This is a genomic window from Sinorhizobium americanum (genome assembly GCF_001651855.1).
GTDB classification, from domain to species: domain Bacteria; phylum Pseudomonadota; class Alphaproteobacteria; order Rhizobiales; family Rhizobiaceae; genus Sinorhizobium; species Sinorhizobium americanum.
In genome coordinates, this window is record NZ_LNQC01000050.1 from 24,155 (window position 1) to 41,288 (window position 17,134).

Here is a 17,134-nt window from a genome sequence, read left to right on the forward strand (position 1 = left end):
CATTCGATCGGGGCCGATCGACTGCCCGTGCCGGCGTTTTCCGGCAAGGGCGCAACTCGTGGAGGGGTCCATGCAGGATATTCTCTGGGACGAGCCAGTGAAACTTGGCTATGCCGGAGGTCGCGAGCGCTGGGTTAGAGGACCCCAGGAGGCGCTGCAATGCCTTTCGGAGTGGCCGAGCGGCGGTGGCTGGTTCTATGAACGGGCTAAGATCCGCTGCCATGCTGCATTGGAAGCGAACGGTGATCTCGCGCTCTCTCGCCACGCGTTTGTCGCCGCGGCGATTGACGCCTCAATCGAGTGTGACTGACCAATCGGCCGATATATCGAGTCGTTCAGACCGTGCAGCAGATTGGGGCATAAGCAGAATTTAACTTCCAACGTTCGATGCCCAGAGGAACTCTTCTCGACGACGGCGACATTTCTCATGTCCCGCCTGCAAGCCTCTTTCTTTCTCTGATCAGGCGGTCGCGCTCGCGAATGTGCGACGCGAGGCTCAGCTCAAAAGTGACCAATAATTTGCGAGCCGTTGTGGCGTCTCGGTCGTCCCTCTCGAGCTTGGCAACGAGTTCGCGTTGAACCATTGCGCGCCTGGTAGCATCCGCCACGTCGCGCTCCGCCGCCCAAATACTTCTCGATCAGAGACAGTTCGTCCATGCCAGAGGATAGCACAGGTCCCTGGTCTTTTCCGTTCTTGGAGGGCTTCTTCAGGATCCGACCATGCAAGCGTTAACGCATCCAGCCAAAAAACTAGGCGAACGTCCGAGTGGCTGCTTAGTTTACGCGATCCACCTTGCCAGGACAGATGGGAAACCGAAGAATCGACCCGTTGACGACCTCGATCGTCGCTGACTTGAACGGCCAAAACGAGGACTGAAACTGAACTTCAGCGCAAGAGCAGCGACCCGCAGATACCTTTTCATTGCTCCCCGATTCTGCCTCCCGCTCCTCCAACAACCTTACTCGCTATGCCGAATTGGCTGTCATGTCTCCGCCCATCAGACCGCCCTACGGATCAGGCCTTGGCGAGGCAAACAGCTTGGCTCCGAATGACGGCTTCCGGCGCGATTGCTGCCAATGGGCGCCTTGCGCACCAGTTTCCACTCACCACCCGACCCCGACGGATCAAACCGAAAGATCGACCCAAAGCCGTCGCCGACGACAGTGCGGAGAGAACGTCCCGTGTCGGCCCAAGCGGACGTGAAATGCATTAGACGCATGCACCGCGCAAACTGCTGGAAGGGCATAAACGGCGGCGGGCATACAACTTGATTCCTGCAACGCCCTTCTAGCTTGCTTGTTCAATAAGATGTACCTAGCTTAGTTACAGATACGGACGCCGCCCCCATGAACACCCGCCTTGCTGTTGCCACCCACATCCTGACTTTCATCGCGACGCAGGGTGGGCAACCGGCCACGTCCGAGCTGATTGCTTCAAGCGTCAACACAAACCCGGCCCTTGTTCGGCGGTTGCTGTCGCAGCTCGCTAAGGCTGGGCTGACCACTTCGCAGATGGGGAGCGGAGGCGGGGCGTTGCTGGCATGTCCAGCCGACCAGATCACCCTCCTCGACGTGTACCACGCCATCGATGACAACAACGCCGTGTTCGCGTTGCACGATCAGCCGAACCCGCAATGTCCGGTGGGCCGCGTCATCAACACGGTTCTCAAAGGCCGGATCGCCGCCGCCGAGCAGGCGATGCAGAAGCAGCTTTCGACGACCACCATTGCGGATATGGCAAGCGGCGTCGCTGCCGAGAACCGCAAGCGGGCTTAGTCGAAAAAGATAACGGCTTTACAAATATGTGTAACTGCCTTAGTTACGCTATATCTGTAACAGAAATAGATACACATATGCGCTCCACCTATCGTTCCATCGGCTTTGCCGCCGCGGCTTCGCTGCTGCCCTTCATCTCCATGGCGGCCCCCAACTCCGTCACCTATGCTCACACAGAGGACGAGAAATTGACCACTCAACAAGAACAGGTCGTTGATCTGCTCAAAGCTATTGAAACTGGCGCTGCAAAGCCCGTCGCGGTCGTGAATCCCGACAAGTACACTCAGCACAATCTCGGCATAGCAGACGGCCTCGCCGGGTTGGGTGCGGCCCTTGCGGCGCTTCCTGCCGGATCGGCGAAGGTCAACACGGTGCGCGTATTCCAGGACGGCGATTACGTGTTTGCCCATACCGACTACAACTTCTTCGGCCCCAAGATCGGCTTCGACATTTTCCGGTTCGAGAACGGCAAGATCGTCGAGCACTGGGATAACCTGCAGGAAACTCCGACTTCGGCAAATCCGAGCGGCAACACCATGATCGACGGTCCGACCGAACCGACCAACCAGACCAAGACCGAAGAAAACAAGGCGCTCGTGCGCAGCTTCGTCGACGACATCCTCGTCAATGGCCGAATGGAAAAGCTGAACGGCTATTTCAACGGCGACAACTACATCCAGCACAACCCGCAGATCGGCAACGGCCTTTCCGGCCTCGGTGCCGCCCTCGAAGCTATGGCGAAGCAGGGCGTCACCATGAAATACGACACCATTCACAAGGTGCTTGGCGAGGGCAATTTCGTGCTGACCGTCAGCGAAGGCACATTTGCTGGCAAGCCGACTTCGTTTTACGATCTGTTCCGCGTCGAGGACGGTAAGATCGCCGAACATTGGGACACGATCGAAACCGTTCCGGCGAAAGCTGACTGGAAAAACCAAAACGGAAAATTCGGGTTCTAGTCCAGGGGCGCGAAAGCGCCCCTCTCGTCATGGAGGGCTCGATGGCCGATGTCGATCAGAACAAGGCGAACGTCATCGCCTTCTACGAACTGATGTTCAACGACAGCAAACCGCGTGAGGCTGTCGAGCGGTATGTCGGTGCTGACTACATCCAGCACAATCCGCATGTCGCGACGGGCAAGGAGGGCTTCGTCGATTATTTCCAGCGCATGGCCCGCGGGTGGCCAGGCAAGCGTGTCGAGGTGAAGCGAGCGATTGCCGAAGGCGATCTGGTCGTCCTGCACTGCTTCCAGCATTGGCCGAACGACCGCGATTACGCGGGGATCGACATCTTCCGCCTGGACAAGGACGGAAAGATCATGGAGCACTGGGACGTGCTGCAAGTCGTTCCGGAGAAGTCAGCCAATTCGAACGGCATGTTCTAGGTCGCTCCGCCATGGGCGCTTATCTGATCGATGACCGCTTTTAGCGCGATCTCGCATTCCGGCAGTTGGCTCAGACAGCAAAATTCCACCCAACCGAGACAGTCGTCAAACTGCTGAGCGCCCGTCCGTAGTGTTGGCTATTTATCCCTCGCTCTCGAGAGGGATGCGAACCTGCGGCCATGCTTTCAATCGCCTGTCCGAAGCGTATTGCAGGCACCTATATGGTGGAAAAGCTGAAACCTTTGACGTGCTCGATGAACGCTCGCAGCTTTGGATGAACCTGAGAGCGCTGCGGGTAATAGAGATATACCCCCGAGCTAGTTCCAGTGTACCGCTCGAGGACGACTTCGAGCTTGCCGCTCTTCAGCTTGTCACGGACCGCCTCTTCAGGGCTGTAGACTAATCCCATCCCGTCTCCGGCCGCGTCGATTGCCAGCAGCACGTCGTTCAAGATGAGCGGGCCTTTCACCTGGACCTCGAACTCTTTCCCGTCGCTTTCGAATTCCCAACGGTCGTACACGCGGCTGCCGGCTCCGGCGCAAATGCACGGATGCCCCAGCAGGTCTTTCGGATGCTTAGGACGCCCACGCTGTGCAAAGTACAATGGCGCACCTGCAACCACCCAGCGCACCGGGCCGAAGAGCTTCAGCGCCACGACGTCTTTCGCAAGAATGTCCGACACCCGGATTCCCGCATCGAATCCGCGCTCGAATATGTTGGTCGCAGCGTTTTCGAAGAAGATCTCCACCGTTACATCGGGATATTGCTCCAAGAAGCTCGTGATGACGGGCTTGAGGAAATTCGGATAAACGGTCTGCGGGACATTTAAACGCAGGCGCCCGGCTGGCTTGTCGGCGGTGCTTCCCGCCTCATTCATCGCAGACAGGATCGCGTCCAGCGCCGGTCCTGCCTGGTGAAGAAACTTCTCGCCCGCCTCGGTCAGGCTTGTAGCTCGCGTCGTTCTGGTGAGCAGGGTGACGCCCAGGCGCCTCTCCAGCTGCCGGATCATCTTGCTGATTGCAGGCGGCGAGATCCTGAGTGCTTCGGCGGCCGCCGTGAAATTGCGCTTCTCGGCGACGAGCGCGAACGCCACAAGCCCATCGAGCTGATCCTTATCCATTATGAACCTCTGGTTAATGTCACATCAACCGGAATGCCATTTTTCGAAAGTGTGGGCCAATGTAATCTCCACCCAGTCAGCAAGTCCAGCGACACAGGCCACTGTGTTTCGGAGGCTTGTTCCAACGGATTGGAGGCGCAGCATCATGACAAACCATAGAGACGGAGAGATCGAAATCGGCGCACCCGCGATGCCGGGCCGTCGTCAACTGTTGGCCGCGGGGCTGGGCATCGCTGCAGCATCACTGCTGCCGCTTTCCGCCTTGAGAGCCCAGACGGCAACACCGGAAACTGCTAGCCAGCGTTCAGGCGCAAGCAGCGCACAGCGCCGCATGCTCGGCTCGCTGGAGGTTTCGGCTCTCGGGATGGGCTGCCAGAACTTTGCCGGGATGTATGGTCCTCCGACGAACAGGCAGGAGGCGGTGCGAATTATCCGGGCAGCTCATGACCGCGGCGTGACGTTCTTCGACGTCGCTGAAGTCTACGGACCGTTTCTAGGCGAAGACATTGTTGGCGAGGCGCTTGCGCCGATCCGCGACCAAGTCGTTATCGCAACCAAGTTCGGATTCGACATCACGCCCGACGGCCAGGTCCGGGGCGTCAACAGCCGCCCGGATCATATCAAGCGGGTGACCGAGCAACAGCTTCGCCGCTTGAAGACCGACTACATCGATCTTCAGTACCAGCATCGCGTCGATCCCACCGTGCCCATCGAGGACGTAGCCGGGGCCGTGCAGGAGTTGATCCGCGAAGGCAAAGTTCGCCATTTCGGTCTCTCCGCTGCAGGCGAAGCGACCATTCGCCGGGCTCACAAAGTGCAGCCGGTCACGGCGGTGCAGAATGAATACTCCGTCTGGACGCGTGATCCGGAGCTGGAAGTTCTGGCGACGTGCGAGGACCTGGGCATCGGGTTCGTCCCGTGGAGCCCGCTTGGCATGGGCTATCTGACCGGAACCGTCACGCGGTTGATGGTGCATGGTCCTGCCGATCTGAGGGCAAACCTGCCGCGTTTCACCACCGAGGCCCGTCGCGCCAACTGGCCGGTGGTCGAATTGCTGCAGCGCTTAGGTGCCCGTCATCAGGCGACCTCCGGGCAGGTAGCGCTGGCGTGGCTGCTCGCCCGCAAGCCATGGATCGTACCGATCCCGGGTCCCACGACGCAGGACCAGATGGATCAGAACATGGACGCGCTGCAAGTCCGACTGACCGCCGGCGACATGAAGCAAATCGAGGACGGCTTCGCCCAGATCAAGGTGCAGGGCGCGCGGTTGAGCGAGCCGATGCTCGCGATGATCGATACCGGCGCCAAGCTTGGGACGAGCTCCAAGGGCGGAAGCGGCATGTCGCCCGTTCGGTAGCAAGCCTCGGGAGCCGGCGGGCTGCATGTCCCACCGGTTCCCCTGGCGGCTCCTGTACCGGGAGCCGCGGCCTGTCGCACCGGCCAATCTACATCGGGCCCCGGATCAGAACTCTCCAGACAGAACAACAACCAAAAGGACACTGTCATGACTAGCACCAACCGAGTTGCGGTGATCACCGGTGCATCCTCCGGGATCGGAGAGGCACTCGCACGCGAGCTTGTCGCAGAGGGATACCGTGTTGCGCTTCTGGCGCGCCGCCTTGAGCAGATCGCAGACCTTGCAGATGAATTGGGCAACGCGGCGCTTGCGATTAGGACTGACGTGACCGACCGGGAGTCCATCGTTGCAGCGGCCGCGCGCGTCCAACACGAACTTGGCGGCGCCGATGTCCTGGTCAACAATGCAGGCGTCATGCTGACGGCGCCGTTCGGCTCAGAGAAGCGCTCCGAGCACCGCCAGATGGTCGAAACCAATCTTCTGGGCGCCATGACCGTGACCGAGGTGTTCCTCGATCAGCTTCGTGCCAAGAACGGCGATCTGGTGAACATTTCTTCCGTCGCAGGACGTGTCGCACCGGCCGGCTTTGCTGCCTATTCGGCAACAAGTGGGGGATCAACGGCTGGTCGGAGGCGCTTCGCGTCGAGCTCCAGCCCGACATCCGCGTGATGGTCATCGAGCCTGGTGCCGTGGCAACGGAGCTGTCCGACCACATCACCCACGATGAGAGCAAGAAGGCCGCTCAGGACTACCGCGATAACGTGGCGATGCCGGCGCAGGATATTGCCGAGGTGATCGCCTTCGCGCTCAGCCGGCCAAAGCGGATCACCCTCAACGAGATTCTCGTGCGTCCGACCGTCCAGGCGATGTGAAGGCGCTTCGACAGACTTCTGCCCCCTCGGCCGCACAGGGCGGCCATAGATGGGGATGAAAATAACCCAAAGGAAATACGAGATGAGTGACAACGTATGGTTCATTACCGGCGCAGGACGCGGCCTTGGATTGGACATCGCAAAAGCGGCACTGGCAGCGGGTCACAAGGTTGTCGCGACCGGCCGTAATCCCGAGCGTGTGGCGAAAGCCATCGGCGCTTCCGACAATCTTTTTGTCGTGAAGCTCGATGTCACCAGCGCGGAGGACGCCGCAGCCGCCGCACAGGCAACCCTTGAGGGCTTCGGCCGTATCGATGTGCTGGTCAACAACGCGGCAAGCTTTTACGCCGGGTACTTTGAAGAGCTGTCCCCTGAACAGGTGCAACTGCAGCTTCGCACCAGCCTCGGCGGCCCAATGAACGTGACTCGGGCCTTTCTGCCGGCCATGCGCAAGCAGCGTTCCGGGCGCATCGTTTCGATCTCTTCAAGCGCAGGCCTGATGGGTTTTGAGTTCTGCACGGCCTACTCGGCTTCCAAGTTCGGCCTCGACGGCTGGATGGAAGCGCTGCAGACCGAAGTAGGCCCGTTCGGCATCGAGACGATGATCGTCAATCCGGGCTTTTTCCGCACGGAGCTCCTCACCGAGCAGTCGACCAACTATGCGGAAAACTCAATCGAGGACTATCGCGAGCGGCGGACGGCGCAGATCGCGTTCTGGAAGTCCCAAAACGGCAAGCAGGGCGGCGACCCCGCCAAGCTTGCACGTGCCCTCATCACGCTTACCGACCAGGACGAACTTCCACGACGGTTCCTGGCTGGTACTGACGCCATCCAAGTGGCCGAGCAGAAGATCGCCCTGCTGCAGCAGCAGATCGACGCTTACCGCGAATTGTCGAACTCTCTGGCGATTGATGAGAACGGCAACGAGTGAACTCGTTTTTGGCCCAGGAGCAGTGCCGACACGTTGGTGCTGCTGGCATCTGGGCAGCCTGACCAACCCACCAAGCATCGCACTGCTTCCGACAGCGCCTCCCTCGCTCATACAGGGTCTGCGAGACCAGCGGCTTCGTCAGCGTGGAGTAGGCACTTGGCGAATTGTCAGGTTGTCGCGCGCATTGCTGTCACTCGGCGGGACGCACTCCGACTTCAGCTTTCCACCCAACTTAGACGACCGGGCGCCGGCAACATGCCGCCCAGTCCGGGAGGTCAACTGCTATCCCTCGCCGCGATGGAAGTCGGACCGACGGCCTACCAATAGAGCCGAAATCCTGCGGAAATGTTCGAAGGGTTAGTGGTTGTCTGGTTCCTGCATCCATTGCGGCATGTCCCGTCTGGCATGCAGTGCGCGCCATACGTCGATATAGCCGGTGTGTTCGCGATAGAAAACGAGATAGGGGTATCGCTTTGCCAGAACTGGTAGCGCGGCGGGGATAAGTATGCCCACCAACGCGTCCGCACGCCCTGGGGTAACGGGCGGACATCACAGTGGTCGCACCTGCATATGCCGGAACGGGCGCTGTCAATCTAAGCGCGCCCGGTCAGATGTCGTTCCACTCCCGAACGTGGCAGAGAGCGAAGCCCTCCGTCATCTTGCGGGAGTTGGGTCCCCAAGCGAAAGCATCAGCCTGTTGGCCCAATTGAAGAAGGCCGCGCCGTGGATGACGTCAGCGACATCGAGTTCGTCGAGGCCCGCGGCGTTCAGCCGCTCGACATGGGCTTGGTCGAATGTCGGCGGTGTCGCAGTAAGCGCCACCGCCGCGGCGACGATCGCATTCCACCGCTCTCCGAGATCCGCCTTAACCCCCTCGTCCAGCAATCGCTGGACAACCTGTTTGCGTTTCGAGTGATGCGACGCGAAGCGGGAATGCACCGAGGCGCAGAAGATGCAGCCGTTGAAACGCGAGGCGGCAGTGGCGGCGAGCTCGCGTTCGGCGCGCGGAAGGCCGGTTCTTGTATTGTAGAAGATGTCCTTGTCCGTTCTGGTGCGCGCCTCCAGCACTTCCGGATCGCGGACCAGAAGCCGGAAATAGGGCGATTTGGCTCTCGCTTCCTCGACCAGCCCGGCGTAGTGACGCTCCGTCAAATCCTCCTCCGCAAGCGGTGCGATCCAGGGCGTCCAGCCGATTTCGTCCTGGGTGAAGATGATAGGGGGGTTCTTGACCGGCGTGGCGATCACTTGTTCTGTCATGGTTCTTCCCTTTCGGCTGTCACGCGGCTGCACGCTTCGTCGCCGAGGCGAGGACGGTTAGACCCGCAATAGCCCGGATCTGGAACGCGACGAAGGAAACGAGCTGCGAGAGTGTCACGACGCCGGTCGTCGTCCATCCGGCGTCAAGCAGCGCCTGAAGTGCCTCGGGGCTCGCGTCACGCGGGTGGAAGACAAGGAGATGAGCGTGCTCAAGCGCCGCGGCAAGCCGCGGTCCGAGTGTTTCGCGGCTCGCCTCCGAGGTGCGATAGCTCGGCCCCTCCTGATCTTCGGCGGTCAGCGGACCGGCGGGATAGCGGCCGTAGGGCCCAGTCGCCTGCGCGCGGCCGATCTCCGCCTTCAGCACCTCGACAAGCCAGGTGCCAGCGGCCTGGTCCTCCAGCGGCGCCGCGTAGAATTCGAACGCGTCGGGATGGCGATGAAGTCCGGCGACGAAGCTCGCCACGGCATGCCGCTCCTGAACAGAAACGTCGCCGGGATCACTCGGTTGAAAAAGCGCGAGGTAGCTCTTCTGCGCCTGCTCCCGCGTTTGCGGCCTCTGAGCGCGAATGCGGTCGAGCTCGGAGCCCGGTTTGACGCCGGCGAGAAGGTCGATGACGTCGGGTGTGGAAATGCTCATGGCATTGTCTCCTCTCTTCCTTGTATTTTCCGCGGCCGGGTTTTTCCCAAACCGGTTTGACGCCGGCTTCTCAGCCGACGGAGCCGATACGCCTGGTCTCGGCTGGCCGCTCAGGCGCCCAGCCCAGCGCCGGCGCCACCTTGGTGGCGACGAGCTCGATCGAGCGCAGGATCAGGGGATGCGGCGGATCGACCGAATGGACCTGGAAGACAAGATCGGTCACCCGATCAAGCGTCGCGTCCGCTGAAAGGCTCGCGATCACGTCCTCCGGCGTGCCGACATGGACGTCGAAGGCGCGGATGAGATCGGCAAGCGTGTCGCCTTCTACCTTGTGGCCGGCGGCGATCAGTCTTTCGGCGCCGCGGCGGAGACCGATCTCGGCAAAGCGCAGCGCTTCCGCCCGACTGTCGGCGACGAAAAGACTGCGGGACCCGAGAATGCGTGGGGCTCGCCTCTCGGGGAGCGCATCGAGATAGGCGTCGATGATCGGGTTCTGCAGATCGGCAAGCGACGCGCCGAGCCGGTCGGCGGGCCTTGGCTGGGTGCGCGACAGCATCAGGCCGTCGCCCGTCTTGCCCGCCCGCTCGCCGCCTTGGACCGAGAAGGTCGCCTGCCAGACGCGATCGACGAGATCAGGCGCTGCAGGATAGAGCCTGTCTCCGCCTTCGAGGCTCAGTCCCGACCAGGCATCGAGAACGATTTTCAAATGCCGCGCGAAGATCTCGCCCCGCACGCCGCTGTCCAGACCGAAGGCCGCGAAGGACGACGGCGTTCCGCCCGTCCCGAAGCCCACCTCGAGCCGCCCGCGCGAAAGGAGGTCGAGCACGGCCGTGTCCTCGGAGACGCGGATCGGATTTTCGAGCGGCAGCGTGATGACGCCGGTGCCGAGCCGGATGCGCGACGTTTGTGCGGCGAGATGGGCGAGGAAGACGAGCGGCGCCGGTAGCCCGCCTTCATCCGCATGGAAATGGTGCTGCGCCACCCAGGCGCTGTCGAAGCCGAAGCGCTCGGCGTGAGCGATCTGCTCCGCCGCCAGCCGATAGCGAACGCCCGCGGTCGTGTCATCGAGAACACGGGTGAAGAAGCCGAGGCGCTTGCGCGATGGTGTCTTTGTCATGGCCTTCCTGTCGATCGTTGCGTCACGCGAAGGCCGGATGCTTCCGGCCGGGAATGGCGCTGATGAGTTCGCGGGTGTAGTCGCTCCCGGGGTGGTCGAAGACTTGGGCGACTGGCCCCTCGTCAACCAGTCGCCCGCCCCGCAGGACCGAGACGGTGTCGGCAATCTGCCGGACCACCGCGAGGTCATGCGAGACAAAGAGGTAGGTGAGCCCGAGATCCTGCTGCAGCTCGTCCAACAGGTCGAGGATGCGCGCCTGGACCGTGACATCGAGCGCCGAGACGGCCTCATCGAGGACGACGACCTGCGGATCGAGCACCAGGGCCCGGGCAATAGCGACGCGCTGTCGCTGGCCGCCGGAAAGCGCATGCGCCCGGCGGGTCGCGAGGGCTTCCGGAAGGCCCACGCGCGAGAGAATGGCGAGCGTCTTCTCCCGGCGCTCCAGCCGCGACAGGTTGCCGAAATTGAGAAGCGGTTCCTCGACGATCTCGAAGATCGTCTGGCGCGGATCGAGCGAGGCGTAGGGATTCTGGTAGACTAGCTGGATCTTGCGCCTGAACTGCCGCAAGGTCTCGCCGCCAAGGGTGGAAAGGTCGGTGCCGTCGATCTCGATCTTGCCCGAGGTCGGTTTCTGGAAGCCGACCACCGCCCGGACCGTCGTGGTCTTGCCTGAGCCGGACTCGCCGACGATCGCGTGGGTCGTGCCGCGGCGAACGCGGAAGGAAACGTGGTCGACGGCGGAGAACGGCGCCTCGCCCCTCGTCGGACGGGGAAATTCCTGCACCAGTTGCTCCACCACTACGACATCGTCCGTCGCCGCAGTGCCGGTGGACGAGCGGGCGGTCGCCGTGACCCACGCTGCCGAACGCGACAGCGATGGCGCATCGGCGATCAGTTGCCTTGTATAGGGGCTGCGCGGGGCGGCCAGAACCTCGCTTGCCCTCCCCTCCTCCTGAACACGGCCACCCTGCAGCACGACCAGCCGATCGGCGCGATCGACGGCAACGCCGAGATCGTGGGTAACGAGCAGTACCGCGGTGCCGTATTCCGCACGCAACTCGTCGATGAGGTCGAGGATCCGCTTCTGCACCGTGACATCGAGAGCGCTTGTCGGCTCGTCGGCGATGATGAGCTCGGGTTTCAGTGCGATGGCAATGGCGATCAGCACGCGCTGGCGCATGCCGCCAGAGAGCTCATGCGGATATTGCCGCGCCCGCAGTTCCGGATCCGGGAGACCGACACACTCCAGCAGCGCAAGCACCCGCCGCTCCAGCTCCTTCCCACGTGCCTCTCCGTGAATCTCCAGGATTTCACCGACCTGGGCGCCAATGGTCTTGACCGGGTTCAGCGAACTTCCGGGATCCTGCGGCACAAGGCTGATGCGCGCGCCCCGGATCGTATCGAACTGCCTGTCGGACCAGCGGGAAATATCCGTGCCGTTGAGCCTGATGGTGCCGCGGTCCACGTGGCCGTTGGCGGGAAGCAAGCCGATGACGGACTGTGCCGTCGTCGTCTTGCCGGAGCCGGACTCTCCGACGAGCGCCACGACCTCGCCGGGCTCCACGCGGAAGCTCACACCATGGACCACCGGATGGTAGCGCTCGCCGCCGTGATAGGAGATCTTGAGGTCCGACACCTCCAGTACCGGAGTGCCCTGATCGGCCGAGAATGTCATGAGGTCACCTTTCCGAAGGATTGGCTGACGCGATTGGCGGCGAGAACCACGAGCACGACCACGAAACCGGGGGCGGTCGTCAGCCACCAGGCCGTCGAGATGTAGTTGCGGCCCTCGGCGATCAGCAGCCCCCATTCCGGTGTCGGCGGCGGCGCGCCGTAGCCGAGGAAGCCGAGCGTCGAGATCTGCAGAACGGCGGAGCCGAAGTGAAGCGCTGCGATGGCGATCACCGAAGTCAGCGAATTCGGGAGCACATGCCGCCAGAGTACCGCGCGAAACGTGCCGCCGCTTCCGAACGCTGCTTCGACATAGTCGCTCCTGCGCACCCGCACGACCTCGGACCGGGCAAGACGCGCAAAACCCGCCACCGACGTCAAGCCGACAGCGATCGCAGCATTCACAGTGCCGAAACCGAGCAGGATGATGATGCTCAGCGAAAGGAGAAGCGGCGGGATCGACAAGAGAACATCGACGATGCGCATGATCGCGTCGTCGAGCCTGCGGCCGACGGAGCCTGCGATCACGCCGAGCGTCGTGCCGACGATGAGCCCGAGACCGACAGCCACAAAAGCACCGGTTAGCGAGTGGACGGCGCCGTAGACGATGCGCGCATAGAGATCGCGGCCGAGCGCATCGGTACCGAGGAGATGGAGTGCATCCGGCCGCTTGAGCTGCGCACCGCCAACACCCTCGACGGGATTGTAGCTCGTGAAGAGCGCCGGGGCGATCGCCCAGAGAAACACGGTGGCAAGGATCAGCCAGGAGAGCGCAAGGCCCGGCGGCAGTCGCCTTGCGAGGCGGGCGAGCCGCGCACGCCGCGAGGAACCGGCACGGCCGTCTGCACCGATTTCACTGCGGATCGTGTCTAAGGTGGTCATGCCGTCGCTCCCGATCTTGTCCTGAGGCGCGGATCGAGCACGGGGTAAAGGAGATCCACGATGAGGTTGATGGCGACGAAAGCCGCGGCGGAAAGCACGACAATTGCCTGCAACACGGCCACGTCCTGCGTACCGACGGCGCGCTCGGTGAGGCCCCCTATGCCGTTGAGGCCGAAGACCGTCTCCGTGACGACGGCGCCGGCGATTAGTTCGCCGAAGAGCACGCCGGCGATGGTCAACGTCGGCAGCAGCGCGTTCTTCGCGACATGCCGCCAGAGGACCCGGCCCTGCGTGGCGCCCTTGGCGCGCGCGACAGTGATGAAGGGCTGGGTCAGCACCGCATCGATGTTGCGCACCAGCACCTGGGCAAGCGGCGCGGAGATCGGCACTGCGAGGGTCGCGACCGGCAAGATGAATTCCTGCCACGGCCCGGGATTGATCACCGGTACAAGCTTCAGCCGGAACGAGAAGATCTGGATCAACATGATGCCGAGCCAGAAGGTCGGAATGGAGATGAAGAGCGACGGGACCGACTGGATCGCGGAACGAAGCCAGGCGAAGGGCGCAAGGCTCGACAGGAAGGCGATCGCAACCGCCAAGATCGCTGCGGTCAAGAATCCGATGGCCGCGAGCTTCAGCGTCACCGGCAGATGCGCCGCAAGACTGGCGCTCACGGGCACGCCCGCCTGGACGGAATAGCCGAAATTGCCGCTCAGGAAATTGCCGATGGTTTGGACATATTGCAGCCAGAGCGGACTGTCGGCGGCGTAGGCCGCGCGGATCTCGGCGATCTGCTGCGGCGTCAGGCCGAGATCAGGGTTCTGGAACTTGATGAGGATCGCATCACCCGGCATCGCCTGCAGAAGCACGAAGGAGACCGTGAAGGCCGCCCACAGCACCAGAAGTGCCTGGCCGATGCGGTTGAACAGATATCGGGACGTCATGGTTTTTTCACCGTTTGATCCGGTTGGATCGGCGGTGCGCTCGGTGGCACGCCGACCAATGGCGATCAGTGCTCGGCCAGCCAGGTGCTGTAGAAGCTCGGACGGCCGACCGCCTCGAAAGCGACGCCGTGCACGTAGGGCGCGCCGGCGAAAGCCTGGGGCTCTTCGAAGATCGGAATGGCATAGGCCTGGTCGATCACGTAGTTCTGCACCTCTCCGGCGATCGCGAGCCGCTTGTCGCGGTCGGGCTCGGAGGCAAGCTGTTCGAGGAGACCGTTGAGCCTCTCGTCGACGAAGCTCTTGACCTTGTCGCCTAGCCCTCCCTTCTGGCGCAGCACGTCGCGATTCTTCGGGTAGTACTGGCTCTTGATGACGTCGGGGTCGGCGCGTCCGACCATCGCCGGCGACACCGGTGTCTTCTCAGGGTCGAGGTCGTCGACTGTCTTGCTGCCGCTGTCGCCGGCGAGCACGTTGAGCTTGACGCCGAGCTTGCCCCATTGCTGGGCGACGAGTTGGAGGGTTTCCTTGTTCTGCGGTTGCGGCAGGGATTCGTAGGCCGTTAGCACCAGCTCCTTGCCTTCCTTCTGGCGCCGGCCGTTGGGCCCGAGCGTCCAGCCCGCCTCCTCCAGAAGCGTCCTAGATTTTTCCGGATCGAAGGTCAGCTTGTCGGAGAGATCGACATAGCCGAGTGCGGTCGAAGCGATGATCGAGGTCGCCTGCGGATAATTCTTCGAGAAGAGCGTCGAGACGATTTCCTTCGTGTCGGTCGCGTGGAGGAGCGCCTGGCGTACCCGAACGTCGGCGACGAGCGGATTGTCCGGGCGGAAGACCACGCTGTTGTTCACGCCGCGGGTGGACGGCGCGTAGATCTGGAAGTCCTGGGCCTCGACCTGGGCTTCGTCATAGGCCTGCACCTGGCGGATGAAATCCGCCTGCCCTGCCAGCAATGCACCGATGCGGACGCTGTCCTCGCCGGTGATGATGTACGTGATGCCGTCGAGATAGGCTCGACCCTGATGTGAGAGCTTCGCCGGACCCCAGACGTAGTCCTCGCGGGCCCTGAGCTTCAGTTCCTTACCGAGCGTTTCGCTTTCCACCACGAAGGGACCGGACCCAATGATCCTTGTCGCGTCGCCGAGTTCTTCGAACGGCAGCGCCAGTGTGCTCAAGGAGACGAGGCCGGAGCCGATCACCGACGTGCCCTGCAGGAAGCCCGGCGCCGGCTTCTTGAAGTAGAACTTCACCGTCAGCGCATCGATGACCTCGCTGCGGTCGTAATTGTTGATGACTTCCGAGACCGGCTGCTTCAGCGCCTTGTTGCCGAGGCCGTAGACGTCGAAGTTCTTCGCGACCGCTGCCGCATCGAGCGGCGTACCGTCGGAAAAAGTAACACCGGGGCGGATCTTGAACGTGTATTCGGTCGCGTCCTCATTGATCGTCCAGGATTCGGCGATCCAGGGCTCGATTTCCAAGGTCTTCGGATTCTGGTAGGTGAGCTTGTCCGTGATCTGGTTGAGCACGCCGCCGTTCGGGTAGAAGCCGCCGGCCGGAGGGTAGAGATTGGTGTGCGCCTGTTGCTCCAGGTAAACGAGCGTTCCACCCTTCACCGGCTGGCTTGCCTCTTCGGCAAAGGCGACTGGCAGCGAAAAGCTTGTGGCAGCAACGGCTGCCACGGCGAAAGCGAGTCGTTTGAGCGTGGTCGTCATTCAGGACCGTCCTTGGAATTCTTGAGGATACGGTCGGTATTTCACGCGCGTTTGTCGACTAAATCTAGCAAAATTATGTGCAATTCCTTTGCTAAGGAGAAAAGAAGCTTCCTATCGCGGTCACTTGAGAGTTGATTTGTTCGATGGTCACGCATGCAGGCACGTTGCCGTGGCTTCACCTTTACGCCTTGGGGGAAGGGCTCGCGGGTGCGTTGGAAGGAGGCTGTCGCTCTTGACCCTTCTCGGACCTTGCTGCCGGGAAGTTGACGGGCAAGTCCCCACTCCGTTGTTGTCGTTCAGTGCTCATCGTCGCTATGCATCTCCAGTCGCAGGAAAGCAGCTTCTATTTGCAGCAGATCAGCCGAACGTGGCTCGCCATGCCAAATTCTGATATCCTAGTTGGGAGGCAGTTGCTCATGCGTACCTACGGCATGTGGGGATTCCGGGGCATCGGCTATCGGAGATGCAGTCTCGGCTCAGGCACTGTCGAAGCTAGTCGGGCGGCTTACAGCCGCAAGCGTGATCTCGATCGGTGAAAACGAGCGCTCGGGGCGAACCACACACGTCTCTACGCAAGCACGTTGCCTCAAAAATCTGCGGCGGCGCTGAGCATCGGCTTGAATCCGCCGCTCACACCGAGGAGGAACCAATGAAAAACTTGATCGCGGCATCCGCGGCAGCGATAACGCCTGTCAAAAGTGCGCTTCTCTCCGGATTACTCGTTGCCCTGGCTCCCGAAGTCGTCCTGGGGGCTCCTATCGAAAAGAAGGGGACCACACCCTACGTGACGCACTTCATTTTTCGCCCCCTGATGAGCATTGACGTTCCGGGCGTCGGTAAGGCCACCGCGCTGGAGGCCGTCGGCACCACCGAAAATATGAAGGGAGAAGCAATGCTCGACAAGATGTCAGCACATTGTACGGCGGTAAGCGTTGCTTCGGGTGACAAGAACTTCATTGATGGCGCCTGTGTGTTAGCCGACAAGGATGGCGACAAGATCTTTTCGACCTTTGATACGCGTGACCTAGACAAGTCGCAGCCGGAAATGGATTGTGGCACCCATATCATCACCGGGGGCACCGGCAAGTACGCGGGCATTACCGGGCGTGAGCCCTTTGCGTGTATGGAGATGCCTGCACTGGCTGGACCCGGCGGCTATACTGCGATGGACATACCGCATAACACGTCGTGGGAGATCAAATGACAGGAACCTCGATGCTCTATCGCAAACCGGCCCAAAAAGGTAAGAAGAGCCCGGCACGCAAGCCGGGTTCTTCTATGCTGAAGCGCGGTAGATCCTTTATCCGCATCGTGAGATCGTGGCGCGCTCTTGGAGGGACCGAGCAGTCCAGATCAATTCGGTCTGCGTTGTCCCCATCATTGGCCGAGCACCAGCATCCGATGCGTGGCGCATAGCGGTCACTCAGCGCCGTTCCAATGAATTTCGGCTATCCACCGATAGTGTTGAAAAAGTCCGGCT

At 61.8% G+C, this 17,134-nt stretch carries 17 protein-coding genes and 1 pseudogene; 9 read left to right on the plus strand and 9 right to left on the minus strand.

All coding sequences use genetic code 11. The features are described 5' to 3' along the window. Nucleotides 1-70: 70 nt before the first annotated feature. The 4 genes from ATC00_RS12975 to ATC00_RS12990 all read left to right on the plus strand — a co-directional run bounded on the left by ATC00_RS12975 (nucleotide 71) and on the right by ATC00_RS12990 (nucleotide 3,160). Complete coding sequence (locus tag ATC00_RS12975; protein ID WP_064253099.1) at nucleotides 71-310, plus strand: DUF982 domain-containing protein; 240 nt, start codon at nucleotides 71-73, stop codon at nucleotides 308-310. A 1,037-nt stretch (nucleotides 311-1,347) separates the two neighbouring features. Next, nucleotides 1,348-1,776, plus strand: a complete 429-nt coding sequence (locus ATC00_RS33395) for an Rrf2 family transcriptional regulator (RefSeq protein ID WP_064253100.1) — start codon at nucleotides 1,348-1,350, stop codon at nucleotides 1,774-1,776. A 536-nt stretch (nucleotides 1,777-2,312) separates the two neighbouring features. After that, a complete protein-coding gene (locus tag ATC00_RS33400; protein ID WP_268801725.1) occupies nucleotides 2,313-2,735 on the plus strand; it encodes a nuclear transport factor 2 family protein in 423 nt (140 codons plus the stop codon). Nucleotides 2,736-2,776: 41 nt separating this feature from the next. After that, on the plus strand, nucleotides 2,777-3,160 hold the full coding sequence (locus ATC00_RS12990) for a nuclear transport factor 2 family protein (protein WP_064253148.1): 384 nt from the start codon (nucleotides 2,777-2,779) through the stop codon (nucleotides 3,158-3,160). A 217-nt stretch (nucleotides 3,161-3,377) separates the two neighbouring features. Here the strand turns inward: ATC00_RS12990 and ATC00_RS12995 are convergent, their stop codons facing one another. Next, nucleotides 3,378-4,280: a LysR family transcriptional regulator gene (locus ATC00_RS12995; RefSeq protein WP_064253101.1), complete on the minus strand. Its 903-nt coding sequence runs from the start codon at nucleotides 4,278-4,280 to the stop codon at nucleotides 3,378-3,380. Nucleotides 4,281-4,611: 331 nt separating this feature from the next. On the opposite strand from ATC00_RS12995, the gene ATC00_RS13000 reads away from it, so the two are divergent. The 4 genes from ATC00_RS13000 (at nucleotide 4,612) to ATC00_RS13010 (ending at nucleotide 7,440) form a co-directional block, all read left to right on the plus strand. Then, nucleotides 4,612-5,637: an aldo/keto reductase gene (locus ATC00_RS13000; RefSeq protein WP_064253149.1), complete on the plus strand. Its 1,026-nt coding sequence runs from the start codon at nucleotides 4,612-4,614 to the stop codon at nucleotides 5,635-5,637. A 147-nt stretch (nucleotides 5,638-5,784) separates the two neighbouring features. Further along, complete coding sequence (locus ATC00_RS13005; protein WP_199275544.1) at nucleotides 5,785-6,306, plus strand: SDR family oxidoreductase; 522 nt, start codon at nucleotides 5,785-5,787, stop codon at nucleotides 6,304-6,306. Next, nucleotides 6,303-6,509, plus strand: coding sequence for a Rossmann-fold NAD(P)-binding domain-containing protein (locus ATC00_RS33180; RefSeq protein WP_199275545.1), 207 nt, complete (start codon nucleotides 6,303-6,305; stop codon nucleotides 6,507-6,509). The genes ATC00_RS13005 and ATC00_RS33180 overlap by 4 nt, the downstream gene beginning before the upstream one ends. Nucleotides 6,510-6,591: 82 nt before the next feature. Next, entirely contained in the window at nucleotides 6,592-7,440 is an 849-nt protein-coding gene (locus tag ATC00_RS13010) for an SDR family NAD(P)-dependent oxidoreductase (protein ID WP_064253102.1), read from the plus strand. Between the two features lie 357 nt (nucleotides 7,441-7,797). Here ATC00_RS13010 and ATC00_RS33405 read toward each other — a convergent pair. From ATC00_RS33405 to ATC00_RS13045, 8 genes and pseudogenes are all read right to left on the minus strand, one after another. Continuing rightward, nucleotides 7,798-7,923: pseudogene (locus tag ATC00_RS33405) on the minus strand (type II toxin-antitoxin system RelE/ParE family toxin); the annotation flags it as partial. Nucleotides 7,924-8,094: 171 nt separating this feature from the next. Beyond that, nucleotides 8,095-8,697: an alkylhydroperoxidase domain protein gene (locus tag ATC00_RS13015; RefSeq protein WP_064253103.1), complete on the minus strand. Its 603-nt coding sequence runs from the start codon at nucleotides 8,695-8,697 to the stop codon at nucleotides 8,095-8,097. 19 nt (nucleotides 8,698-8,716) lie between these two features. After that, nucleotides 8,717-9,334 carry a CMD domain protein gene (locus tag ATC00_RS13020; RefSeq protein ID WP_064253104.1) on the minus strand — a complete coding sequence of 206 codons (618 nt, stop codon included), beginning with the start codon at nucleotides 9,332-9,334 and terminating at the stop codon, nucleotides 8,717-8,719. Nucleotides 9,335-9,404: 70 nt separating this feature from the next. Further along, entirely contained in the window at nucleotides 9,405-10,451 is a 1,047-nt protein-coding gene (locus ATC00_RS13025; RefSeq protein ID WP_064253105.1) for a putative FMN-dependent luciferase-like monooxygenase, read from the minus strand. 22 nt (nucleotides 10,452-10,473) lie between these two features. Continuing rightward, entirely contained in the window at nucleotides 10,474-12,126 is a 1,653-nt protein-coding gene (locus tag ATC00_RS13030; RefSeq protein ID WP_064253106.1) for a dipeptide ABC transporter ATP-binding protein, read from the minus strand. Then, the gene (locus tag ATC00_RS13035) at nucleotides 12,123-13,004 is read right to left on the minus strand and encodes an ABC transporter permease (protein WP_082912292.1); all 882 of its coding nucleotides are present in this window, start codon (nucleotides 13,002-13,004) and stop codon (nucleotides 12,123-12,125) included. The genes ATC00_RS13030 and ATC00_RS13035 overlap by 4 nt, the downstream gene beginning before the upstream one ends. Then, the gene (locus ATC00_RS13040) at nucleotides 13,001-13,948 is read right to left on the minus strand and encodes an ABC transporter permease (protein ID WP_064253107.1); all 948 of its coding nucleotides are present in this window, start codon (nucleotides 13,946-13,948) and stop codon (nucleotides 13,001-13,003) included. Before ATC00_RS13040 ends, ATC00_RS13035 begins: the two co-directional genes overlap by 4 nt. A gap of 65 nt (nucleotides 13,949-14,013) precedes the next feature. Then, complete coding sequence (locus ATC00_RS13045) at nucleotides 14,014-15,654, minus strand: TIGR04028 family ABC transporter substrate-binding protein (protein ID WP_064253108.1); 1,641 nt, start codon at nucleotides 15,652-15,654, stop codon at nucleotides 14,014-14,016. A gap of 649 nt (nucleotides 15,655-16,303) precedes the next feature. On the opposite strand from ATC00_RS13045, the gene ATC00_RS13055 reads away from it, so the two are divergent. After that, the gene (locus ATC00_RS13055) at nucleotides 16,304-16,858 is read left to right on the plus strand and encodes a hypothetical protein (RefSeq protein WP_064253110.1); all 555 of its coding nucleotides are present in this window, start codon (nucleotides 16,304-16,306) and stop codon (nucleotides 16,856-16,858) included. Nucleotides 16,859-17,134: the final 276 nt, after the last annotated feature.